This is a genomic window from Blautia sp. LMAG:36, assembly GCF_008680535.1.
Taxonomy (GTDB): domain Bacteria; phylum Bacillota; class Clostridia; order Lachnospirales; family Lachnospiraceae; genus Blautia_A; species Blautia_A fusiformis.
Genome location: NZ_NALB01000007.1, coordinates 24,664 through 49,175, shown reverse-complemented (window position 1 = coordinate 49,175; position 24,512 = coordinate 24,664). Strand labels below are relative to the sequence as shown.

General features: G+C 45.4%; 21 protein-coding genes, 1 tRNA gene and 3 rRNA genes. 24 read left to right on the top strand and 1 reads right to left on the bottom strand.

Translation table 11 applies throughout. From position 1 onward, the window contains the following. Positions 1-8 precede the first annotated feature (8 nt). From CCC17_RS09750 to CCC17_RS09650, 21 genes are all read left to right on the top strand, one after another. Positions 9-161 (top strand): hypothetical protein, encoded by a 153-nt coding sequence (locus tag CCC17_RS09750; protein WP_022426215.1) that lies wholly within the window; start codon positions 9-11, stop codon positions 159-161. 64 nt (positions 162-225) lie between these two features. Next, positions 226-699 carry a VanZ family protein gene (locus tag CCC17_RS09745; protein ID WP_022426214.1) on the top strand — a complete coding sequence of 158 codons (474 nt, stop codon included), beginning with the start codon at positions 226-228 and terminating at the stop codon, positions 697-699. Continuing rightward, entirely contained in the window at positions 683-997 is a 315-nt protein-coding gene (locus CCC17_RS09740; protein ID WP_015525901.1) for a hypothetical protein, read from the top strand. The genes CCC17_RS09745 and CCC17_RS09740 overlap by 17 nt, the downstream gene beginning before the upstream one ends. A gap of 3 nt (positions 998-1,000) precedes the next feature. Then, positions 1,001-1,612, top strand: coding sequence for an HD domain-containing protein (locus tag CCC17_RS09735; protein ID WP_118752432.1), 612 nt, complete (start codon positions 1,001-1,003; stop codon positions 1,610-1,612). Further along, a complete protein-coding gene (locus CCC17_RS09730) occupies positions 1,593-3,674 on the top strand; it encodes an aminopeptidase (RefSeq protein ID WP_412913178.1) in 2,082 nt (693 codons plus the stop codon). Before CCC17_RS09735 ends, CCC17_RS09730 begins: the two co-directional genes overlap by 20 nt. Before the next feature lie 123 nt (positions 3,675-3,797). Continuing rightward, on the top strand, positions 3,798-4,298 hold the full coding sequence (gene purE, locus CCC17_RS09725; protein ID WP_015525905.1) for a 5-(carboxyamino)imidazole ribonucleotide mutase: 501 nt from the start codon (positions 3,798-3,800) through the stop codon (positions 4,296-4,298). 49 nt (positions 4,299-4,347) lie between these two features. Beyond that, positions 4,348-5,373 (top strand): phosphoribosylformylglycinamidine cyclo-ligase, encoded by a 1,026-nt coding sequence (gene purM / locus CCC17_RS09720; protein ID WP_015525906.1) that lies wholly within the window; start codon positions 4,348-4,350, stop codon positions 5,371-5,373. Next, positions 5,367-5,990 carry a phosphoribosylglycinamide formyltransferase gene (purN, locus tag CCC17_RS09715; protein ID WP_015525907.1) on the top strand — a complete coding sequence of 208 codons (624 nt, stop codon included), beginning with the start codon at positions 5,367-5,369 and terminating at the stop codon, positions 5,988-5,990. The genes purM and purN overlap by 7 nt, the downstream gene beginning before the upstream one ends. Before the next feature lie 32 nt (positions 5,991-6,022). After that, entirely contained in the window at positions 6,023-7,297 is a 1,275-nt protein-coding gene (gene purD / locus CCC17_RS09710; protein WP_059085166.1) for a phosphoribosylamine--glycine ligase, read from the top strand. A 185-nt stretch (positions 7,298-7,482) separates the two neighbouring features. Then, positions 7,483-8,256 carry an SseB family protein gene (locus CCC17_RS09705; protein ID WP_015525910.1) on the top strand — a complete coding sequence of 258 codons (774 nt, stop codon included), beginning with the start codon at positions 7,483-7,485 and terminating at the stop codon, positions 8,254-8,256. A gap of 72 nt (positions 8,257-8,328) precedes the next feature. Then, complete coding sequence (locus CCC17_RS09700) at positions 8,329-8,706, top strand: GntR family transcriptional regulator (RefSeq protein ID WP_015525911.1); 378 nt, start codon at positions 8,329-8,331, stop codon at positions 8,704-8,706. Positions 8,707-8,717: 11 nt separating this feature from the next. Continuing rightward, the gene (locus CCC17_RS09695) at positions 8,718-11,183 is read left to right on the top strand and encodes an ATP-dependent Clp protease ATP-binding subunit (RefSeq protein WP_015525912.1); all 2,466 of its coding nucleotides are present in this window, start codon (positions 8,718-8,720) and stop codon (positions 11,181-11,183) included. Between the two features lie 96 nt (positions 11,184-11,279). Next, positions 11,280-11,693, top strand: a complete 414-nt coding sequence (locus CCC17_RS09690) for a hypothetical protein (RefSeq protein WP_015525913.1) — start codon at positions 11,280-11,282, stop codon at positions 11,691-11,693. Further along, positions 11,687-13,060 (top strand): DNA repair protein RadA, encoded by a 1,374-nt coding sequence (gene radA, locus CCC17_RS09685; protein ID WP_021650957.1) that lies wholly within the window; start codon positions 11,687-11,689, stop codon positions 13,058-13,060. Before CCC17_RS09690 ends, radA begins: the two co-directional genes overlap by 7 nt. Before the next feature lie 124 nt (positions 13,061-13,184). Further along, entirely contained in the window at positions 13,185-13,427 is a 243-nt protein-coding gene (locus CCC17_RS09680) for a hypothetical protein (protein WP_015525915.1), read from the top strand. A gap of 1,425 nt (positions 13,428-14,852) precedes the next feature. After that, positions 14,853-16,382 (top strand): 16S ribosomal RNA (locus tag CCC17_RS09675). A 69-nt stretch (positions 16,383-16,451) separates the two neighbouring features. Beyond that, a 5S ribosomal RNA gene (gene rrf, locus CCC17_RS09670) occupies positions 16,452-16,569 on the top strand. Positions 16,570-16,890: 321 nt separating this feature from the next. After that, positions 16,891-19,778: ribosomal RNA gene (locus tag CCC17_RS09665) — 23S ribosomal RNA — on the top strand. The 16S, 23S and 5S rRNA genes sit together here with 1 tRNA gene alongside, the layout of an rRNA operon. A 240-nt stretch (positions 19,779-20,018) precedes the next feature. Then, a tRNA-Asn gene (locus tag CCC17_RS09660) sits at positions 20,019-20,091 on the top strand. Between the two features lie 208 nt (positions 20,092-20,299). Continuing rightward, a complete protein-coding gene (locus tag CCC17_RS09655) occupies positions 20,300-20,869 on the top strand; it encodes an NUDIX hydrolase (protein ID WP_287083014.1) in 570 nt (189 codons plus the stop codon). A 6-nt stretch (positions 20,870-20,875) separates the two neighbouring features. Beyond that, complete coding sequence (locus CCC17_RS09650; protein ID WP_092070928.1) at positions 20,876-21,436, top strand: flavin reductase family protein; 561 nt, start codon at positions 20,876-20,878, stop codon at positions 21,434-21,436. 92 nt (positions 21,437-21,528) lie between these two features. On the opposite strand, the gene CCC17_RS09645 is transcribed toward CCC17_RS09650, so the two are convergent. After that, a complete protein-coding gene (locus tag CCC17_RS09645) occupies positions 21,529-22,350 on the bottom strand; it encodes a Cof-type HAD-IIB family hydrolase (RefSeq protein ID WP_175442967.1) in 822 nt (273 codons plus the stop codon). A 77-nt stretch (positions 22,351-22,427) separates the two neighbouring features. Between CCC17_RS09645 and CCC17_RS15215 the strand changes: the two genes are divergently transcribed. The 3 genes from CCC17_RS15215 to hydF all read left to right on the top strand — a co-directional run bounded on the left by CCC17_RS15215 (position 22,428) and on the right by hydF (position 24,451). Then, positions 22,428-22,601, top strand: coding sequence for a hypothetical protein (locus CCC17_RS15215; RefSeq protein WP_442859776.1), 174 nt, complete (start codon positions 22,428-22,430; stop codon positions 22,599-22,601). A 295-nt stretch (positions 22,602-22,896) separates the two neighbouring features. Then, positions 22,897-23,040, top strand: a complete 144-nt coding sequence (locus tag CCC17_RS09640) for a maltose acetyltransferase domain-containing protein (protein WP_015526815.1) — start codon at positions 22,897-22,899, stop codon at positions 23,038-23,040. Positions 23,041-23,149: 109 nt separating this feature from the next. After that, positions 23,150-24,451, top strand: coding sequence for a [FeFe] hydrogenase H-cluster maturation GTPase HydF (gene hydF, locus CCC17_RS09635; RefSeq protein ID WP_287083013.1), 1,302 nt, complete (start codon positions 23,150-23,152; stop codon positions 24,449-24,451). Positions 24,452-24,512: the final 61 nt, after the last annotated feature.

Genomic DNA, 24,512 nt, shown 5'->3' with positions numbered 1-24,512 from the left:
GCAGCCTTATGAATGAAAAAATTTATAAAACTATGGCGAGCAGCGGGGCGGGAAGCCTTGCACTCGGTATTGTCGTTCTGGTGACGGGACTTGTCACAGGAATTCTGATGATCGTGAACGGTGCGAGACTGCTCAGAAGAAAATCAGAGATATTAATCTAATATGATCTGAAAAGCCGCACGTTGTTCCGTGTGGCTTTTCGGACTATTTAAGCAGGGGAGAATATTGGAAAAAGGGACAAAACGCAGAGTAAAAAAACTCGGGACAGCTTTTTTTGTATTGTATGTTCTTGTTCTTGTGTATCTTCTGTTCTTTTCGGAAGGATACGGAAGAGTGGCGGATGCAGAAAGAGAATACCGTTACAATCTTGTTCCGTTTGTGGAGATCAGGCGTTTCTGGACTTATCGAAAAATAGTGGGTACATTTGCGCTTTTCACAAATGTTTTTGGAAATGTGCTGGGATTTGTGCCATACGGATTTATTCTTCCGGTAATAACCGGAAAAATGCGAAATGGCTTTTTTATCATATTATCCGGCTTTTTTATCAGTCTGACGATAGAAGTGATCCAGCTGCTTACAAAAGTTGGCTGCTTTGATGTGGATGATATGATATTGAATACTCTGGGCGCAGCGCTTGGATATGGGATTTATGCAGTCTGCGACAGGATTAGGAGAAAAATTAATGGCAAGAAGATATAGATATGCATTTGCAAAAAAAAGAGAAGCTTCCAAGGGAAAATGGTCTGTAGGACTTGCGGCGGCTTCCCTCGTGCTGTTTATCGCGGCAGTTGTGCTTGCACTCTTTTTTGATGGAAAGCTCGGGGGCCTGATCGGCGGAACCGGGCTTTTTGCCATGCTACTTTCTGCATATGGCTTTACACTGGGGCTTTCCAGCTTTTCGGAAGAAAACCGGAAACACAGGACGAGCATGGTCGGGTCTATTTTGAATGGAGTGATCCTGGTTATCTGGCTGGGACTTTTTTTATCGGGGGTATAACAGATGGATAAAAAAGAACGCTTAAAAAAACAGCTGGACTTTATTATGGAAATAGATAAAGTCAAGAATATTTTTCGTCAGACATATCTTGCAGACGGAAAGCGGAAAGAGAATGATGCGGAGCATTCCTGGCATCTGGCGTTGATGGCAGTGCTTTTAAAGGAATATTCCAATGAGGAAGTGGATCTTTCGAAGGTGATTCCTATGGTACTGGCGCATGATCTGGTAGAGATCGATGCAGGTGATACCTATGCATATGATGAAAAAGGAGCGACAACCAAGGAATACAGGGAGAAGCAGGCAGCAGAACGGATCTATGGACTATTGCCGGAAGATCAGGGACAGTGGTTAAAAGCATTATGGGAGGAGTTTGAGGCTTACGAAACCCCGGAGGCGAAATTTGCCCATGTGCTAGATAATTGTCAGCCATTGTTTCTAAATGATGCTTCCAACGGAAAAAGCTGGGAAGAGCATCAGGTGAAGAAAAGTCAGATTTATAAGAGAAACCGGAAAACAGGAGAGGGTTCTGAAGTGATCTGGGAATATATGAAAGAACTCGTTGACAAACACATTGCCCTGGGGCATGTGATCAATGATGAAAAAGATGGGAGATGAAGTCTTGGAAGAATGCATGAAAGAACGTTATGGACTTGCGAAGGAACGGATCCGTGAGATCATAACAGAAGAAACCGTAAAAAAACCGTTTGGAGATTTTTTCAGAAACAGGGCAAAGTTTCTTTCCATGGCAGCAGATGTGATGGATGAGAGCGCAGCAGAGCTTACGATGGAGGCGTTGAAAGAGAGAAATCATTGCTTTTATCAGGATATCCTCCCGGAAAATTATGAAAGCAGCTATGGAAATCCGGCGTATGCAGTACAGCAGATGGGAGAATATGGAAAAGCCTTCAGTTTTCTGTATGCAGAGATCGCAGGAACTGTAGCTTATGCTCATGAGAAAAGGCTGTGGGATATGACTGTATCCATGGAACTGTTTCTGGAAGTATATTCTGCATTTTGTGAGGAAGAACTTCCAGAGGCGGCAACAGTGGAGGGGATTCTCCGTTCCTATGTAAATGATTACTGCCAGGATATGATGGAGCAGAGGATACGGGAAGGTGTAGATCCGGAGCTTGACTTTGCAGCAGATATCATCATGAATTCGGATCTTTCGGATCTGAGATATCTGTATCGCTATGGCGAGTTTGTTTCAGAGAATGAAACAGGAGTTGCAGAGTTTCTGAACTCCCTTTCTCAGGAAGAGATCGATAAGATGGCTTCTACCTATACAGAAGGCTATCGGATCGGATTTATCACCGGACGGAAGGATATCACAAAAAAGAAAACAGTAAATATCCGATATAGTCTTGGTTTTGAACGGATGGTAAAAGCAGCGATCCTCCAGTTTGAAAAAATAGGTCTGAAGCCGGTAATCTATCGCCATGCAACGCATGTGGTAAATAAGAGAGGCGCCGTGAGAGTAGGCTATACAGGCGGCGTTGCCAATCCGCAGTACGATTACGATCATCGTCAGGACAGTGCATTGTTCCTGGATGGGGATTTTGTTCAGCGAAAACTTCGTGCTATGCAGACCTCCTATGAGAAGTACAGAGAACTGGCAGAAGTACATGGCGGTCCGGCCTGCATTGATACATTTGGAGAAAATCCTTTCTCTCCGATAAGTAAACCGGAAGCTTATGCATTAAGCGAGACACAGCAGAAGCTTCAGACAGAACTTGACAATGAATCCGGACAGATCGTAAACCGATACATCAAAGGTGATGAGAGAAGTTTTACGATCATTGCATATCCGGTTCCTGAGATTGGTGGAAATTATGAGGAAATTTTCCGTGAGATCGTAAAGATCAATACATTGGATTACCATCTCTATCAGGAAATCCAGCAGACGATCATCAATACCCTGGATACCTGTGAGTGGGTGGAAGTCAAAGGACGTGGAGACAATGAGACGGATCTTCTGATCCATCTTCATGAGCTGACAGATCCGGAGAAACAGACGAATTTTGAGAACTGTGTGGCAGATGTGAACATTCCGGTGGGCGAAGTCTTTACATCTCCGCAGCTGGCAGGCACAGGCGGAATCCTTCATGTGAAAAAAGTATATCTGAACGGTCTTCAGTTCCGGGATCTGAAACTGGTATTTGACTGCGGCCAGGTTATTGATTACACCTGCTCGAATTTTAAAACCGAAGAAGAGAACCGGAAATATATTGAAGATAATATCCTCCACCACCATCCGAAGATCCCCATGGGAGAGTTTGCCATCGGTACAAATACCACAGCTTATGTGGCGGCGCTGAAATACGGAATTGCGGATAAGCTTCCGATCCTGATCGCAGAAAAAATGGGACCGCATTTTGCTGTGGGCGATACCTGTTACAGCTGGGCAGAGGATACACCGGTATATAATCCGGATGGAAAAGAGATCATCGCCAGGGATAATGAGATTTCCGAGATGCGAAAAGATGACGTAAGCCTTGCTTATTATGGCTGTCATACAGATATTACCATTCCCTATGATGAGCTTGGAAGTATCCGTGTGATCGATGATGAGGGAGAAATGCTTTCTATTATCGAAAACGGAAGGTTTGTTCTTCCGGGAACAGAGGAATTAAACCGTCCTTTTGAGAATCTTCCATTAAATAATAATATAAGTTAATTAGTAAATTTACAGTTTTTCCGATCGTATTGACAGAAAGTGAGAATATACGTAGAATAACCATAACAATAGTCAAAGGACACAGGCTAATATTCAGTTAGTGTACCATGAAAGGAGAACACAATGGCAAAAGTAGGAATTGTAATGGGTAGTGATTCAGATATGCCGGTTATGAGCAAAGCAGCAGATATCCTGGAGAAACTGGGGATTGATTATGAAATGAAGATCATTTCCGCACACAGAGAACCGGATGTATTTTTCGAGTATGCAAAGACAGCAGAAGAAAAAGGCTTCAAAGTTATCATCGCAGGCGCAGGAATGGCAGCTCATCTTCCGGGAATGTGCGCAGCGATCTTTCCAATGCCGGTGATCGGTATTCCGATGCATACAACCTCTCTGGGAGGACGAGATTCCCTTTACTCAATCGTACAGATGCCAAGCGGTATCCCGGTTGCCACAGTAGCGATCAATGGTGGCGCCAATGCGGGACTTCTTGCTGCCAAGATCCTTGCAACTTCCGATGCAGAGCTTCTTTCCAGACTGAAAGCCTACAGTCAGGATCTGAAGGAGCAGGTTGAGAAGAAAGACGCAAGGCTTCAGGAAGTTGGATACAAAAATTACTAAATAAATCTTTTACCATAAAATAAAAAGGTGTTGTCATAAGGAGGACATTATGGATTACAAGACTTCAGGCGTAGATATTGAGGCAGGATACAAATCAGTAGAGCTGATGAAAAAGCACATTGCCAAGACAATGAGACCGGAGGTACTTGGAGGAATCGGTGGATTCTCAGGTGCATTTTCCATGGAGAAATTCAAAGATATGGAAGAGCCTACTCTGGTTTCCGGAACAGACGGATGTGGAACCAAGGTTAAGGTAGCCATGGTTATGGACAAGCATGATACCATCGGAATCGATGCTGTAGCCATGTGTGTAAATGATATTGCATGTGCAGGCGGCGAGCCATTGTTTTTCCTGGACTACATTGCCTGCGGCAAAAATTATCCGGAAAAGATCGCAGAGATCGTAAAAGGTGTTGCAGAGGGCTGTGTACAGTCTGAGGCAGCTCTGATCGGTGGTGAGACAGCAGAGCATCCTGGACTTATGCCGGAAGATGAGTACGACCTTGCCGGATTTGCAGTAGGAGTCGTTGACAAAAAAGATCTTCTTACAGGAGAGGCCCTGAAACCAGGAGATGTCCTGATCGGTATGGCTTCCACAGGAGTTCACAGTAATGGATTTTCTCTTGTACGTAAAGTATTTGACATGACAAAAGAGTCTCTGGATACTTATTATGAAGAGCTTGGAACAACTCTGGGAGAGGCACTGATCGCACCGACCAGAATCTATGTAAAAGCGCTGAAGAGCATCCGAGAGTCTGGTGTGAAGATCCATGCATGCAGCCATATCACAGGGGGTGGATTCTATGAGAATATCCCACGTATGCTGAAAGAGGGAACCAGAGCTGTTGTCAAAAAAGACAGCTATCCGGTACTTCCGATCTTCAAGCTCCTTGCTGAAAAAGGAAATATTGATGAGCATATGATGTATAATACATATAATATGGGTCTTGGAATGATCCTGGCAGTAGATCCTGCAGATGTTGACAAAACAATGGAAGCTATCCGTAAAACCGGCGATAAGCCATATGTGGTAGGATCCATTGAAGAGGGAGAAAAGGGAGTGACCTTATGTTAAAGATCGGTGTTCTTGTTTCCGGTGGGGGAACGAATCTTCAGGCGATCCTGGATGCTATTGATGCAGGAGAGATCACAAATGCAAAAGTGGATATCGTGATCAGTAATAATGCCTCCGCTTATGCTCTGGAAAGAGCCAGAAAGCATGATATAGAGGCGGTATGCATCGCACCGAAAGACTATCCGGACCGAGAAGCTTTCCATAAAGCATTACTGGCGAAGCTTCAGGAAAAAGAGGTAGACCTGATTGTTCTTGCAGGATATCTGGTTGCGATCCCTCCGATGATGGTGGAAGCGTATCCCAACAAGATCATCAATATCCATCCATCTCTGATCCCGTCTTTCTGCGGAAAAGGTTTTTATGGACTTAAGGTTCATGATGCAGTTCTCGCAAGAGGAGTGAAAGTAACAGGCGCTACGGTTCATTTCGTAGATGCCGGAACGGATACAGGTCCGATCATTCTTCAGAAGGCAGTAAAGGTAAAAGACGGAGATACATCCAAGGAGCTTCAGAGACGTGTAATGGAAAAAGCGGAGTGGAAGATCCTTCCGGAAGCAATCAATCTTATCGCCAATGACAAGATCACAGTGACAGATGGAATTGTTTCTTTAAAGTAATCAGCAGACAGATGAAACAAAGGAGTAAACAGATGAAAGTATTAATCGTAGGAAGCGGCGGAAGAGAACATGCAATTGCATGGAGTGTTGCAAAAAGCTCGAAAGTTGACAAGATCTACTGTGCACCTGGAAATGCAGGAATCGCAGAGTATGCGGAATGTGCAGATATCGGAGCAATGGAGTTTGAAAAACTGGCAGCCTTTGCCAAAGAAAAAGAGATCGATCTTACTATCGTGGGAATGGATGATCCTCTTGTGGGCGGAATCGTAGATGTATTTGAGGCAGAGGGACTGCGTGTGTTCGGACCGCGCAAAAATGCTGCTATTCTGGAAGGCTCCAAGGCTTTTTCCAAGGATCTTATGAAAAAATACGACATTCCTACAGCTGCTTATGAGAATTTTGATGATCCGGAAAAAGCTCTGGAATATTTAAGGACCGAGGCAAAATTCCCGATCGTTTTGAAGGCAGATGGCCTTGCTCTTGGAAAAGGTGTTCTGATCTGCCAGGATCTTGCAGAGGCAGAAGCTGGCGTAAAAGAGATCATGGAAGACAAAAAATTCGGAAATGCCGGAAATACCATGGTAATTGAAGAATTTATGACTGGCCGTGAGGTTTCCGTACTTTCTTTTGTAGATGGAAAGACGATCCGTACCATGACATCCGCACAGGATCACAAGCGTGCGAAGGATGGGGATCAGGGACTGAATACAGGCGGAATGGGAACATTTTCTCCAAGTCCGTTCTATACTCCGGAAGTAGATGAATTCTGTAAGAAATATGTTTATCAGAAAACAGTAGATGCCATGGCAGCAGAGGGACGTCCGTTTAAGGGAATCATTTTCTTCGGACTGATGCTTACTGCAGATGGCCCGAAGGTTCTGGAATATAATGCAAGATTTGGGGATCCGGAGGCACAGGTTGTTCTTCCGCGTATGGAGAATGATATCATTGAAGTAATGGAAGCCTGTGTAGACGGCAAACTTGATCAGATCGATCTGAAATTTGAGGACAATGCAGCAGTTTGTGTTGTTCTTGCAAGTGATGGATATCCGGTAAAATACGAAAAAGGTATCCCAATCCATGGATTTGAGAATTTTAAGGACAAAGACGGATACTACTGTTTCCATGCGGGAACCAAATTTAAAGATGGAGAGATCGTTACAAACGGTGGGCGTGTTCTTGGCATCACTGCCAAAGGAGAGACATTAAAAGAAGCCAGAAAGAATGCATATGCTGCTACAGAGTGGATCAGCTTTGCAAACAAGTATATGCGTCACGATATCGGAAAAGCTATCGACGAGGCTTAAGTTGGTCATTTTTCACAGGCACAGCTTGACGAAAACAGGGATTTCATTGTACAATAGTAACAACTATGAAACACAGTGAGTAGTTACGAACATGAAAAGCTGGATGCTGACAGGGCACAACAGGAACCAACCATTTTCCTTGATGAGGTGTCGCATCCAAGTGATGAGGCAGAGAGGACAGAAAAATGGGAATCAGTGTAGAAGAAGCAATCCATGAGCTCAGAAACAGGGAGGAAGTATTTGTTGCATATTCACAGGCAACCAGACTTCCATATGTGACCTGTGATGAAGAAACATTTAATGACCAGGCAAGGATTTTTGCCACAGAAGAAGAGATCAAAGAATATGGTAAACAGCTCCTTGAGGATAAGATCCTTCTTATGGGCATGAAATATGAGAAAAAAGACTATCCAAGACTGTATGGTACGCTGTACGCGATCGGAGTGAACAGTGTGATCTGGATCGACGGAGAAGAGAAGATCGAGATTGAGATCGGAAAGATCGCAAACCAGAGAGATATGAGTAAGATCGAGCCGTCAAAGAGACCGCTTCTGAACCCGTCTCTTGAACTTTCCGGAATCTATTTTATGCAGGAATTGCGTCGTCCGGTAAAACAGGAAGAGCACAAAAATATCCGTGAGCTGGAAGAAGAGCTGATAGCTAACCTGCGTAAGGCAGAATTTCTGATCGCAATCAATGCAGAGCAGGAAGAAGATGGAAAGCTCCATATTCCGTATCTGAAAAATAAAGAGGATAAGATCATGCAGCCTGTGTTTACAGATGTTATGGAATTTGAGAAATTTGGAAGAGGCAAGAATCTCCGTGTTGCGAAAGTGACTATAGATAAACTTCCGAGCCTGATGATTCCGCAGGCAAACGCTTATGTGGTAAATCCAATGGGATTTAATCTGGTTCTTAACAAAGAACAGATAGAGAAGATTGCAGGGATCAGTAAATAAAAACAAAAATCACAGCAGGCTGCCAGGATGAAACTGTGCAGCCTTTTGCTGTTGTAGAGGAGAGATTACCCTATGGTGATAGAAATCGATTTTAACAGTGATGAGGCAATCTATATGCAGATCACCAATCAGATCATAATGGGGATCGCTACATCAAGGCTTCATGAAGGGGATACTCTGCCTTCTGTACGGCAGCTTGCAAGCATTGCAGGAATCAATATGCATACTGTGAATAAGGCATATGCGCTGCTTCGTCAGGAAGGCTTTGTGACTATTGACAGGCGAAAGGGAGCGGTGATCTCCATAGATGCAGATAAGGTCAGAGCACTGGAAGAAATGAAACAGAATCTGACAGTAGCAATGGCATGGGGATGCTGTAAAAATGTAACAAGAGAAGAAGTCCATCAGCTGGTGGACGAGATTTTTGACGAGTATGACACAGACAGATAGGAGGAGACATCATGCAGGAACGATATACAAAACAGGCAGAGAATGTTCTTGCTCTGGCAAAAGAGGCAGCCAGCTCCTGCGGACATAGTTATATCGGCACGGAGCATCTGCTGGTCGGGCTTGTAGAAGAAAAGGAGGGCACAGCAGGAAGAGTTCTGGAGGAGTTTGGGATCCAGGCTGATAAAGCGATGGCTCTGATCGATAAACTGATCGCACCGCCGGGAAATACGGCTGTTTCACAGAAACCGGGATTCAGTCCGAGAACCAGAAGAGTTCTTGAGGGTGCATATGCAGAAGCAGAATCCATGCGTTTTGAGGAAGTCGGGACAGAACATATTCTGCTGGCAATGTTGAAAGAAACAGACTGTGTGGGTACCAGACTGCTGTACACAATGGGTGCAAATATCCAGAAGCTTTATGCGGCAGTGCTGACAGCTATGGGAATGGACAGCGATGCCATTGCGGAAGAATTCCAGGCTGTAAAAGCTTCAAAGGGAAGAAACAGCAGTGTAACACCAACTCTGGATCAGTATAGCCGAGATCTGACGGCTATGGCAGAAGAAGGTAAGCTGGATCCTGTAGTGGGAAGGGATAAAGAGATTGCCAGACTGATCCAGATCCTGAGCAGAAGAACAAAGAACAATCCCTGCCTGACTGGAGAGCCGGGAGTAGGAAAAACGGCTATCGTAGAGGGACTTGCACAGCGGATCGTCACAGGAATGGTACCGGATACTGTGAAGGATAAGCGGGTTGTAGTTCTGGATCTTTCCGGAATGGTCGCAGGAAGTAAATATCGCGGTGAGTTTGAAGAACGTATCCGAAATGTGATCGATGAGGTAAGCGAACAGCAGGGAATATTGCTCTTTATTGATGAGATCCATACGATCATCGGAGCAGGTGGAGCGGAAGGTGCACTGGATGCTTCCAATATCCTGAAACCGTCTCTTTCCCGTGGAGAGATCCAGCTGATCGGAGCAACGACACTGGAAGAATATCGGAAATACATTGAAAAGGATGCAGCGCTTGAACGGCGTTTTCAGCCTATCATCGTGGAAGAGCCTACAGAAGAGGAGGCTGTTGAAATCCTGAAGGGGCTGCGCCCATATTATGAAAAACATCATGATGTAGAGATTCTGGATGAGGCCCTTGAGGCGGCTGTAAAAATGTCCGTTCGTTATATCAATGACCGGTTTCTTCCGGATAAAGCCATTGACATTATTGATGAGGCAGCGTCGAAAGTACAACTGGCGGGATATCGTCCGTCTCCGAAAGCAGAAGCACTGGAAAGAGAGATCCACGATATTTTGAAACAAAAAGAACAGGCAGTCATAAATGCAGATCTTGAAGGTGCAAAAGCAGCACAGGCAAAGCAGAATGAGGCGGAAGCAGAATTGGAAAAGATCCGAAGAAAGGCGGAGCGGAAAAATCGGAAAAATCCACTTACAGTTGATGAAGAGGCAGTTGCCGGTATTGTGTCTGACTGGACAAAAATACCTGTACAGCGTCTGACAGAGGGGGAATCCCGTAGGCTTGCAAATTTGGAAAAGGTTCTGAAAAAACGTGTGATCGGACAGGATGAGGCAGTTTCTGCAGTTGCCCGTGCGGTAAAAAGGGGAAGAGTAGGATTAAAGGATCCCGCAAGGCCTATAGGTTCTTTCTTATTCCTGGGACCTACCGGAGTGGGAAAAACGGAGCTTTCCAAAGCGCTGGCGGAAGCTGTATTTGGAAGTGAGCAGGCAATGATCCGTGTAGATATGTCCGAATATATGGAAAAACATAGTGTTTCTAAAATGATCGGATCGCCGCCCGGATATGTAGGCTATGAAGAAGGTGGACAGCTCAGCGAAAAAGTGCGCAGAAATCCATACAGTGTCATTCTTTTTGACGAGATTGAAAAGGCTCATCCGGATGTGTTTAATATTCTTCTGCAGGTACTTGATGATGGTCATATTACAGATGCTCAAGGCAGAAAAGTGGATTTTAAGCAGACGATCATTATCATGACTTCTAACGCAGGTGCGCAGATGATCATGGAACCGAAACATCTTGGATTTATGTCCGGAGATACGGAAAAGCGTGATTATGAACGGATGAAGTCCGGAGTGATGGAAGAAGTGCGGCGGATGTTTAAGCCGGAATTTCTGAACCGGATCGATGAGATCATGGTATTCCATTCTCTGAATAAAGAAAATATCAGAAAGATCGTTACTATTCTTTTGAAAAACCTGGAAAAACGCTGTCAGGAACAGCTGGATATCATACTGAAAGTTACCGGAGCAGCTAAAGATCTTATCGCAGATGCAGGCTTTGACAGTAAATACGGTGCAAGACCGCTGCGTCGTGCGATCCAGACAAAGATTGAGGATGAGATGGCAACAGAAATCCTTGAAGGTCGGATCAAAGCCGGTGATACCGTACAGGTGAAGGTCAAAGACAAGAAAATCTACTTTGAAGTAAAAGATGCGGAGAAAGCGTAAGAATTTTATTACTTTCTATAGCCAAAAAAACAGAAATAAGTTATAATTAACAAAATTAAAACTATACAACGAAAGATTTCAGGAGGACATAAGATCATGGCAGTGGTACAGGAATTGATCCGCACAGAAGATAATGGGACTATCAGTTTTGGAGATTATGAATTAAATCAGAAATCCAAATTGTCGGATTATCAGTATCAGGGAGATATGTATAAAGTAAAAACATATAAGGAGATCACCAAACTTGAGCGTAATGGAATGTTCGTATATGAGTCTGTTCCGGGAACCAGTGTGTTCCATCTTCAGCAGGATGGAACAGCAATGAGTTTTGAGGTTCAGGGCTTTGAGGATTCTCAGATTACTGTTGAACTGGAAGCTGAGACAGAGTATCAGGTATTTATTGATGATGTAAGTACAGGTACAATGACCACAAACCTGGGCGGCAAGCTTTCTTTCAGTGTTGAACTGGATGCGAACACCAAAGCAGAAGTTAAAATTGTAAAATGCTAAAAAATAAAAAAACGGTTTATTTCTGTCAGGAATGCGGGTATGAATCAGCCAAGTGGATGGGGCAGTGCCCGGCATGCAAGGCATGGAATACTTTTGTGGAGGAAACGGTTTCTTCCAAAAAATCTTCCTCAGGGAGTATTAAAACTACACAAAAGAAAACGGAGCCTGTAGTTCTGAAAGATATCAGTCTTTCTTCAGATGAACGTCAGAGCTGTGGAATCGGTGAACTTGACAGGGTGCTGGGAGGCGGAATCGTCCCCGGCTCCCTTGTTTTGGTAGGTGGAGATCCTGGTATTGGCAAGTCTACATTGTTGTTGCAGGTGTGCAGAAATTTATCTTCACAGGGGATTTCTGTTTTGTATATTTCTGGTGAGGAGTCTCTCAGACAGATCAAGCTCCGGGCAGATCGGCTTGGAACGTTTAATGATAAACTGAAACTGCTCTGTGAGACGAATCTTGAAAATATCCGGGAGATCATTGAGCGGACGAAACCAGATGTAGCTGTTGTGGATTCTATCCAGACGATGTTTCATGAAGATATTTCGTCTGCACCGGGAAGTGTTTCTCAGGTGAGGGAATCTACCAATGTACTGATGCAGATCGCTAAGGGTATGGGAGTGTCCATTTTTATCGTGGGTCATGTGACCAAGGAGGGAAATGTGGCAGGTCCTCGTGTACTGGAACATATGGTAGATACTGTGCTTTACTTTGAGGGAGACAGGCATGCTTCTTACCGGATCCTGCGTGCGGTGAAAAATCGTTTTGGTTCTACCAATGAAATTGGTGTTTTTGAGATGCAGAATTCCGGACTTGAAGAAGTGAAGAATCCTTCCGAGTTCCTTTTGAATGGAAGACCGGAGAATGCTTCGGGGTCTGTTGTTGCATGTTCTATGGAGGGGACGAGACCGATTTTGGTGGAGATTCAGGCTCTGGTGTGTCAGAGTAATTTTGGAATTCCGAGAAGAACAGCAGTTGGTACGGATTTTAATCGTGTGAATCTTTTGATGGCGGTTCTGGAGAAGAAGGCGGGAGTTCATCTTGCTGCTTCGGATGCTTATGTGAATATTGCGGGTGGCATGAAGATGACAGAGCCGGCGATCGATCTGGGTATTTGTCTTGCTATTATTTCCAGTGCGAAGGAGATCGTGATCCCGGATTCTGTGATGGCGTTTGGTGAAATTGGTCTGAGTGGCGAGGTTCGTGCAGTGAGTATGGCCGGACAGCGTGTGCAGGAAGCGAAAAAGCTTGGGTTTGAGACGGTGATACTTCCTGAGGTGAACCGGACGGCTACAGAGAGTATTAAAGGAATTAAATTGGTTTATGTGGCTGGGATCCGGGATGCGATTTCTTTTATCAGAGGGTTGTGAGTTCCCGGCAGGTTATTTTGAATAGGATCATGTGGTCAGCCGCTGTATGGTTTGTACGGCGGCTGTGTTTGGGTTAATAGATAAAAAAACATAGATGATAGTAAGGGAAAGGCTGGTGTTGGTTATGGGTATTGGTAATATTGGAAATATTGGAAATATGATGAAGGTTATGAATGCATGGAATACATTTAAACAGAATCATCCGAAGTTTCCGGCATTTTGTAGTGCGGTTTCCCGGCGGGGGATTCGTGAGGGGAGTATTCTTGAGGTGACGTATATTAGCCCTGAGGGTGAGAAGCTGACTACGAATATTAAAGTGCAGGCCAGCGATCTTGAGTTGCTGAGAGAACTTTCTGGTGGTAATTGAGTTGAGCGGATAGCGAATGTTGATTATATATTGTATAGGTCTGTTTGACGGGTGTTTTGGTTTCGGTGTCTGGCAGTGTTGGAACTGCCGGGTGCCGTTTTTTTTGTTGGGATGGAGAGGGACGCCAGAGGGAGGTGGCATCGGTCCGGGGAGTGGATGCAGTCGGTGGGGTTTTTGAGGTTTTGTGGGTGGATGTGGTTGAGGGACGCCAGAGGAAGGTGGCATCGCTCCGGGCAGGGACTCCGTCGGGGGATACTACTAGGGCTCCGTGAGACGGCTAAAAGCATTGCGGCAGGGCCAGAACTCGCCTGCGGCTCAGACAGCAGGCCCTGCCGCAATAACGCCGTCTCCCGCAGCCCAAGTAGTAATCACCCCTCCTCCGCAGCAGCCCGGCCCGATGCCACCTTCCTCTGGCTGACGCTTCCAGCCGACAGGAAAAAACATGCGGGGGATGGAAGCGGACTGGGCGTCCTGTCCTGAAATGTCAGACCGGTACAGAATATTCCTATAAGTATCGAAGAATACAGAAACAGGATCGGCCCAGTGTATCACCATAAATATCGAAGAATACAGGGACCAGATCGGCCCAGCGTACCACTATAAGTACCGAAGAATCCCAGAACCAGATCGCAGATCGCAGATCGGCACAGCGTACCACCATAAGTACCGAAGAATACAGAAACCAGATCGGCACAACGTTCTATTCTGAGTACCGCAGCATACAGACAAAAGTCAACAACGCTGCACACACAACAACGAAGAACTACTTCCGTGCCCAAGAGGGTGGGGGTGCAGGGGGAGGGCCTTCGGGCTACGGAACTCTGAGATGGCCTTCCCCCTGCATATTCCCGCATTGAAAATGCGACCGGCGTAGCGCCATCCAGCGAAGAGACTTATTATTAAAAAACAACACGATAAACAACACAATAAACAACAACAAAGATAATCCTAAAAATTACAAATAAGAATAAAAAATTGTCCTATAAAAACAAACTTCCAGGAAAATCTAAAAAAATTGAAATTTATGGTTGACAAGCATAACTCCCAGTGGTATTATAACTGAGCTGTCGCAAATAATTGTTCTTGAAAAACAAACAATTAAAAAGAATTTCAGAAAAATGAAATTTACAGTTGACAAAAGACAGAAGATATGATAAAGTATCCAAGTCGTCAACAAAACGACAACAAGATCTTAACTCAAAAATGTTTGAAAAAAACTTAAAAAAGTGCTTGACAAACAAAAAGAGATGAGATAAAATAAACGAGCTGTCTGAGAGACAGACAAAACAAACCTTGATAACTAAACAGTGAAACACATACGATTCTCGAAAATTTCTTTACATTTAAAGAACGGTTTAAACAAACCAAAAGCAGTAAAAACGAGAGATAGCCAAACGGTTGTCTTGAGTAAACGAATCAAACATTTTATCAGAGAGTTTGATCCTGGCTCAGGATGAACGCTGGCGGCGTGCTTAACACATGCAAGTCGAACGGGAAACCTTTTATTGAAGCTTCGGCAGATTTAGATTGTTTCTAGTGGCGGACGGGTGAGTAACGCGTGGGTAACCTGCCTTATACAGGGGGATAACAGTCAGAAATGACTGCTAATACCGCATAAGCGCACAGAGCTGCATGGCTCAGTGTGAAAAACTCCGGTGGTATAAGATGGACCCGCGTTGGATTAGCTAGTTGGTGAGGTAACGGCCCACCAAGGCGACGATCCATAGCCGGCCTGAGAGGGTGAACGGCCACATTGGGACTGAGACACGGCCCAGACTCCTACGGGAGGCAGCAGTGGGGAATATTGCACAATGGGGGAAACCCTGATGCAGCGACGCCGCGTGAAGGAAGAAGTATCTCGGTATGTAAACTTCTATCAGCAGGGAAGAAAATGACGGTACCTGACTAAGAAGCCCCGGCTAACTACGTGCCAGCAGCCGCGGTAATACGTAGGGGGCAAGCGTTATCCGGATTTACTGGGTGTAAAGGGAGCGTAGACGGATGGACAAGTCTGATGTGAAAGGCTGGGGCTCAACCCCGGGACTGCATTGGAAACTGCCCGTCTTGAGTGCCGGAGAGGTAAGCGGAATTCCTAGTGTAGCGGTGAAATGCGTAGATATTAGGAGGAACACCAGTGGCGAAGGCGGCTTACTGGACGGTAACTGACGTTGAGGCTCGAAAGCGTGGGGAGCAAACAGGATTAGATACCCTGGTAGTCCACGCGGTAAACGATGAATGCTAGGTGTCGGGGAGCAAAGCTCTTCGGTGCCGCCGCAAACGCATTAAGCATTCCACCTGGGGAGTACGTTCGCAAGAATGAAACTCAAAGGAATTGACGGGGACCCGCACAAGCGGTGGAGCATGTGGTTTAATTCGAAGCAACGCGAAGAACCTTACCAAGTCTTGACATCCTTCTGACCGGAACTTAACCGTTCCTTCCCTTCGGGGCAGAAGTGACAGGTGGTGCATGGTTGTCGTCAGCTCGTGTCGTGAGATGTTGGGTTAAGTCCCGCAACGAGCGCAACCCCTATCCCCAGTAGCCAGCGGTTCGGCCGGGCACTCTGAGGAGACTGCCAGGGATAACCTGGAGGAAGGCGGGGATGACGTCAAATCATCATGCCCCTTATGATTTGGGCTACACACGTGCTACAATGGCGTAAACAAAGGGAAGCGAACCTGCGAGGGTGGGCAAATCCCAAAAATAACGTCCCAGTTCGGACTGTAGTCTGCAACCCGACTACATGAAGCTGGAATCGCTAGTAATCGCGGATCAGAATGCCGCGGTGAATACGTTCCCGGGTCTTGTACACACCGCCCGTCACACCATGGGAGTCAGTAACGCCCGAAGTCAGTGACCTAACCGCAAGGAAGGAGCTGCCGAAGGCGGGACCGATGACTGGGGTGAAGTCGTAACAAGGTAGCCGTATCGGAAGGTGCGGCTGGATCACCTCCTTTCTAAGGAAAAAGTAGAGAGTAAGAATGTGTTTTACTGTTGAGTTATCAAGGCAACTGAATAATGATATTTCTGGTGCCGATGCGGTTGGGGGACACACCCGTTCCCATCCCGAACACGACGGTTAAGACCCAATCGGCCGATGGTACTGCACTGGAGACGGTGTGGGAGAGCAGGTGGGCGCCAGATCAAAAAAAGAAGAACAGGGAAACCTGATGAGATAGATGCTGGTTTTACCAGTGATCTGAGAGAAAAAGCTATTTTCCTTTCAGATGGCTGATAAAACATCAGTCAGCATTGTACCTTGAAAACTGCATACATGAAATTTGATTAAGTTAATCAAATATCCTTAAACGCAAAGTATTAAGAAATTAATGCAAACGCAAAGATAGGAAGACATCGATTTATCTGTTATGAACAGAGTAATCAAACACCGTTGTAAAACGCGAGAGCGTGATACAACAGAGAATCAAGAGACCGCATCACCTACGCTAGGGTGATGAAGCGAAAGGTCAAGCAATAAGGGCACAGGGCGGATGCCTTGGCACTAAGAGCCGATGAAAGACGTGATAAGCTGCGAAAAGCTTCGGGGAGGAGCAAATATCCCGTGATCCGGAGATGTCTGAATGGGGAAACCCGCATGAGCAGACCTCATGCATCCATACGCCAATCCATAACGTATGGAAGGGAACCCGGGGAACTGAAACATCTAAGTACCCGGAGGAAAAGAAAGAAACATCGATTCCGTAAGTAGCGGCGAGCGAACGCGGAGGAGCCTAAACCGGTGTGCGTGCATGCCGGGGTCATGGACTGCATTTAAGATTCAGCGAAGCTAACAGAACGGTTTTGGGAAAGCCGGCCGAAGAGGGTGAAAGCCCCGTACGTGAAAGCAGAGCTGACTGAGCAGGATCCGGAGTACCACGAGACACGAGGAACCTTGTGGGAAGTAAGGGGGACCACCCCCTAAGGCTAAATACTACTTAGTGACCGATAGCGCATAGTACTGTGAAGGAAAGGTGAAAAGGACCCCGGGAGGGGAGTGAAAGAGAACCTGAAACCCTGTGTCTACAAGCTGTGGAAGTACTTTATATGTACGACCGCGTACTTTTTGTAGAACGGTCCGGCGAGTTACGCTTACTGGCAAGGTTAAGCACTTCAGGTGTGGAGCCGTAGGGAAACCAAGTCTTAATAGGGCCAGAGTCAGTAGGAGTAGACCCGAAACCGGGTGATCTATCCATGTCCAGGTTGAAGCTGCCGTAAGAGGTAGTGGAGGACCGAACCCACATCCGTTGAAAAGGGTGGGGATGAGGTGTGGATAGGGGAGAAATTCCAATCGAACCCGGAGATAGCTGGTTCTCCTCGAAATAGCTTTAGGGCTAGCCTCGGTGTGAGTCTTGCGGAGGTAGAGCACTGAATTTCCTAGGGGGCGTCAAAGCCTACCGAAGAATATCAAACTCCGAATGCCGTGTAGATATCACCGGGAGTCAGACTGCACGAGATAAGTTGGGCGGTCAAAAGGGAAAGAGCCCAGACCTACAGTTAAGGTCCCAAAGTGCGCGTTAAGTGGAAAAGGATGTGGGATTTCGAAGACAACCAGGATGTTGGCTCAGAAGCAGCCATACATTCAAAGAGTGCGTAATAGCTCACTGGTCGAGAGGTCCTGCGCCGAAAATGTCCGGGGCTGAAACGCGCCACCGAAACTAAGGAATCTGAAAAGATTGGTAGAGGAGCATTGCATGCGGGAAGAAGCAGTACCGGAAGGAGCTGTGGACTGCATGGAAGAGAGAATGCCGGAATGAGTAGCGAGATAGAGGTGGGAATCCTCTAGGCCGAATATCCAAGGTTTCCAGGGTAAAGCTGATCTGCCCTGGGTGAGTCGGGACCTAAGGTGAGGGCGAGAGCCGTAGCCGATGGACAACAGGTTGATATTCCTGTACTGCAGTATGACAGAACTGTGGGGACACGTAAGGAGAGCGGGAGCCGGGAATGGAAAGCCCGGTACAAGCGAGGTACCAGTATGGTAGGAAAATCCGCCATGCAATGGGAAGACGTGATGTGGAGTGAATTTTAGTAACGAAGCCCGTGAGCCATGCGTCAAGAAAAGCCGCTATCGTTCATATTGTACCCGTACCGTAAACCGACACAGGTGGATGAGGAGAGAATCCTAAGGCCGGCGGAAGAAGTATTGCCAAGGAACTCGGCAAAATGGCCCCGTAACTTAGGGAGAAGGGGTGCCTGCGAGAGCAGGCCGCAGAGAATAGGCTCAAGCAACTGTTTAGCAAAAACACAGGTCTATGCGAAACCGAAAGGTGAGGTATATGGGCTGACGCCTGCCCGGTGCTGGAAGGTTAAGAGGAGAGGTTAGACGTAAGTCGAAGCTTTGAATTTAAGCCCCAGTAAACGGCGGCCGTAACTATAACGGTCCTAAGGTAGCGAAATTCCTTGTCGGGTAAGTTCCGACCCGCACGAAAGGCGTAATGATTTGAGCGCTGTCTCGGCAATACATCCGGTGAAATTGAAGTGCCAGTGAAGATGCTGGCTACCCGCGCCAGGACGGAAAGACCCCATGGAGCTTTACTCCAGTTTGGCACTGGGGTCCGGTGTTGCATGTACAGGATAGGTGGGAGGCTGAGAAACGGTAACGTCAGTTGCCGCGGAGCCGCTGTTGGGATACCACCCTTGTGATATTGGGCTTCTAACCAGCCGCCGTGAACCGGCGGTGGGACAATGCCAGGCGGGGAGTTTGACTGGGGCGGTCGCCTCCGAAAGGGTATCGGAGGCGCCCAAAGGTTCCCTCAGAATGGACGGAAACCATTCGAAGAGTGCAAAGGCAGAAGGGAGCTTGACTGCGACACCGACGGGTGGAGCAGGTACGAAAGTAGGGCTTAGTGATCCGGTGGTATTAAGTGGGAATGCCATCGCTCAACGGATAAAAGCTACCCTGGGGATAACAGGCTTATCACTCCCAAGAGTTCACATCGACGGAGTGGTTTGGCACCTCGATGTCGGCTCATCGCATCCTGGGGCTGTAGTAGGTCCCAAGGGTTGGGCTGTTCGCCCATTAAAGCGGTACGCGAGCTGGGTTCAGAACGTCGTGAGACAGTTCGGTCCCTATCCGGCGTGGGCGTAGGATATCTGAGAGGAGCTGTCCTTAGTACGAGAGGACCGGGATGGACGGACCGCTGGTGGACCGGTTGGCTTGCCAAAGCCATGGCCGGGTAGCCAAGTCCGGAAGGGATAAACGCTGAAGGCATCTAAGCGTGAAGCCCCCCTCAAGATGAGATATCCCATTCTTAGTGAAGTAAACCCCCTTGAAGACGACGAGGTAGATAGGGCAGAGGTGGAAGTGTGGTAACACATGGAGCTGACTGTTACTAATCGGGTGAGGGCTTGACCAACAAGCCGAGGAAGCGGACAGGATGTAACAGAAATGGGGCGGAACAAGCTTGCTTGTGGAGAACCATTTATGGTACAGACTGAACATTTGCGAAGCAAATGACATCGAACGACGGAGTCGTGAGATGACCACCGCTGGAGTATCGGTACGCAGGTTAGAATTGATTCAAAGAGTTTGATTAACGATCAACAGGCATGTATGTAGTTTTTAAGGTACAAACCTTAATTAAATATTTAAGTAATCCTCCTTAGCTCAGTCGGTAGAGCATGCGGCTGTTAACCGCAGTGTCGTTGGTTCGAGTCCAACAGGGGGAGTTTTTTTATGCCTGTAAACAAGGAATTGTTTACAGGCACTTTTTATATGTTTGTATAAATATCCGTTATATATATCGTAATATTTGACCGAATCAAGTAATCCCCTATAGAATGTTTTCTGATAACAGACTGGAAACTATTTCGAAATCATGCTAGAATGAAATTGGTTTGGTTAAGAATGAATAATTTATGAGAAAGAAGCAAAAAAATGGAATTATTTGATATCATAGATGAAAACGGAAATCCCACTGGAAAGATCGTAGAACGGAGTATTGCTCACGCAGAAGGAATCCCTCATCGTACTGCTCATATCTGGATCATCCGTCGGAGGAATGAAAAAACAGAGATCCTTCTTCAGAAAAGATCCAGAAACAAGGACTCCTTTCCTGGAAAATTTGATACTTCATCTGCAGGTCACATACAGGCGGGAGATGAACCAATGGAATCGGCATTACGGGAACTGGAAGAAGAACTGGGAATCCATGCAGAATCAGCTGATCTGCAGTTTGCAGGAAAATTCCCCATATCTTTTGCCAGAGAATTTCATGGAAAAATATTCCGGGATGAAGAAATCGCTTTTGTTTATATTTACGATCACCCGGTAGAGATCGATCATCTTACACTTCAAAAGGAAGAAGTAGAAGAGGTACAGTGGTTTGATCTGGAAGAAACGTATCAGCAATGTAGTCAGCACAGAGAGAAATTCTGTGTTCCGCTGGGAGGTCTGCAGCTTGTACGTCAATTTATAAAAAGTAACGGCAATACAATAAAGGAGTGAAAGATCATGAGAAAAGATTTCGGAGCAAAGCCTTACACTTATCCACAGCCGGTATTAATGATCGCTACATATGGTGAAGATGGAAAACCGGATGTTATGAATGCAGCCTGGGGAGGAATCAGCGATGATAAGGAAATTTCCATCTGTGTCAGTGAAAATCATAAAACAACTGAAAACATCCTGAAAAAAGGCGCTTTTACAGTAAGTATGGCAGATGTGGAGCATATGACAGCCTGCGACTATGTAGGAATTGTTTCCGGAAACAAAGAGCCGGATAAATTTGTAAAAGCCGGATTTACAGCAGAAAAATCTGAAAAAGTAGATGCACCTATTATCAAAGAGCTTCCAATCTGTATAGAATGTAAGCTGAAAAGCTATGACAAAGACACCTGCCGGCTGATCGGTGAGATCGTAAATGTCAGCGTGGATGAGAGCGTTCTGGATGAAAATGGAAACGTAGATGTTGCAAAAGCAGCACCGATCACTTTTGATCCGTTCAACAATGCATATATCCGTCTTGGCGAAAAAGTCGGCGATGCTTTTAAAGCCGGAACGGTACTGAAATAAATAATATCTACTGAAATACAGAAAGTCTCTTTCACAGGTACAGATAAAAAATTATCTTCTGGAAGAGACTTTCTATTTGTTATAAATATTCTTTAATTCAGAACTCCCAATTCTTTAAAGGCCTGAAAAATCCCGTCCTGATCATTACTCTTTGTTACAAAAGAGAAATGTTTTTGCAGCTCAGAAGGTGCATTTCCCATCAAAACTCCACATCCTACTGCCTCCAGCATTTCCAGATCATTATAATTATCTCCGAATGCAATAGTACTGGTAAGAGGGATTTTTCGAAGCTCACAAAGATATTTTACAGCTTCCGCTTTGTTTATGCCGCCAGCCATGATCTCCAGAAGAGAATCGGAAGATCTTGCAATAGATAATTCCGGAAAATATTTGCGAAGAAGTGTTTCTGACGGTGACATATATTCAGAATCGCACATACACAGGATTTTATCTACCATAAGCGTATCTGAGAGAGACTGAAGGGATCCCTCTATAGAGGTAGTTTCCACAACCGTTTCTTCATGGATCACATGAGGGTCTGTCCGGTCTTTTACGATCCAGTCTTCTGAGGTAAAAACATTCCAGGTCACGTGAGGACATTTTTTTTCGATCACATCAATGATTTTGGAAGCGTCGGAAATGCTTATTCCTTTTTCGTAAAGGATATTTTGATCTTCATCCAGGATTAGTGCACCACTGAATGCAATGGTACAACAATGGAAATCATTTTTTTTAATAATAGGACGGATGCCGGAAGGGCTTCGTGCTGAAGAAATAGTAAACAGAACGCCCTGATCTGTCAAAGTATGAATGGCGGAACTGGTCAGCGGAGATACCACATGTTCTGAGGTTAGTAAAGTGCCGTCAATATCGCTGAAAACAGCCTGTGGCTTAAATGAAGATAATGGTTTCATATTCGAGATCCTTTCTGCAAAAGATGAGTATCGGTGTTTCTGTATATAAAATAGCACATAAATAACAAAATAAAAATATATCCAGATTTCATTATGACAAAGCTTTTTTTGGATCCAGTGCAGTAGATGCCTCTTTTGGAGCATCGGCCACTAGAGAAATCGAAGCAGCTGTGAAATGCTGCGTGTATGCCAATGCAGAGGAAAGCTATCTTCTGGCGGACCATACCAAGTTTGGCAAAAAAATCTCATAAAATATAATGATGTCAGTGAGTACCAGTTGATCTTTACCGATGAAGAATTGGAAACAGAGCAGAAAAATAAAGTGATCCGACAGGGTGGAAGATTTTGTGAATAGCAAAAATACAGAAATCTGTTGACAGAAGATAAATCTGCAGATTATATATAAATATAACAGATTCACGAAAAAGCCTCGGATTATTCAGAAAATTCATGCTTGTAGGTGAATATAGGATATGATAACATAAAAAATATCATTTTTGTAAAAACGCAAAAAAGGAGGTGCTGACATGCGCTCAATGAGAAAAAATGCATACAGGAGAGCTATATCTTCCTAATGATGATGAGATCATCCAGGATCAGATCAAAAAGCTGGATCGACTTTATGATTTCAATATGACACGTCCCACACAGTTGGATAAAAGAAATGCTGAAAGAGATACTACACTATGATATAAGAGTGGAAGGAATGTCCGGCTTTTGAAAAATCAAAAAGAAGCAGGTTGATAGGAACAGGAAAGGATGAGGACCTGTCTGATGCTGAAAGAAAAGAGGATAAATTATGGGAATGAATGAAACACCGTCAGCAGACCGTGTACATATCGGTTTTTTTGGCAGAAGAAATGCAGGAAAATCCAGTATCGTAAATAAGGTGACAGGCCAGGAGCTGGCTGTGGTATCCGATGTAAAGGGAACTACTACAGATCCGGTAAGTAAGGCCATGGAACTACTTCCTATGGGCCCGGTGGTGATCATAGATACACCAGGTATTGATGATGAAGGACATCTTGGAGAACTTCGCGTCCGCAAGGCGAAACAGGTGTTGAACAGAGTGGATGTAGCAGTTCTTGTAGTAGATGCCACTGTGGGAAAAACCAGTGTGGATGAAGAATTGATCCATATTTTTAAAGAGAAGGAGATTCCATATCTGGTTGTTTATAACAAGGCAGATCTGCTGAAAACAAAAGATGGGAACCGGCTTTCTTCAGATAATAACTTAAACTGGAATACCCATGCGGGTGCGGTCAAAGAGAGTAGTGTCAGCCAGAAACAGGATCATGAAAACCAGAACACAGAGCAATCTATTTATGCCAGCGCCGCCACCGGTCAGAATATCTACGAATTGAAAGAAAAGATCGCTTCGCTGGCAGTAACGGATGAACTGAAATTGCGTCTGGTAGGGGATCTCCTTGAACCATCAGATTTTGCGATTCTTGTAGTTCCCATAGATAAAGCTGCACCAAAAGGGCGTCTGATCCTTCCGCAGCAGCAGACGATCCGTGATGTGCTGGAAGCCGGAGCAGCAGCCATCGTGATCAAAGAGGATGAGCTTTCCAATACACTGGAAACCTTGGGGAAAAAACCAAAGCTTGTAATCACAGACAGCCAGGTCTTTGCCAGAGTCAGTGAAGAAACTCCAGAAGACATCTGGCTTACTTCATTCTCTATTCTGTTTGCCAGATTTAAAGGAAATCTAAAGACAGCGGCAGCTGGGGCAGCAGCACTGGACCGGCTGAAAGACGGTGACAAGATCCTGATCTCAGAGGGATGTACCCACCACAGGCAGTGTGATGATATCGGAACAGTCAAGCTTCCACGCTGGATCCGTAATTATACGGGGAAAGAGCTGGAATTTGAGTATTCCTCCGGAAGAGATTTCCCGGAGGATGTGACGAAGTACAGTCTGATCGTGCATTGTGGCGGATGTATGCTTAATGAGAGAGAAATGCGTTACCGTCAGAAATGTGCATTGGATCAGGAGATTCCTATCACCAATTACGGAATTGCCATTGCCTACATGCAGGGAATCCTGAAACGTTGTGTGGAAATGTTCCCGGATGTGAGGAAAGAACTGGATCAGTAATTTTTTTCAGGTGTTTACATTTTTTCCGAAAAATGATATAGTAGCGATTGTTCATTTTATA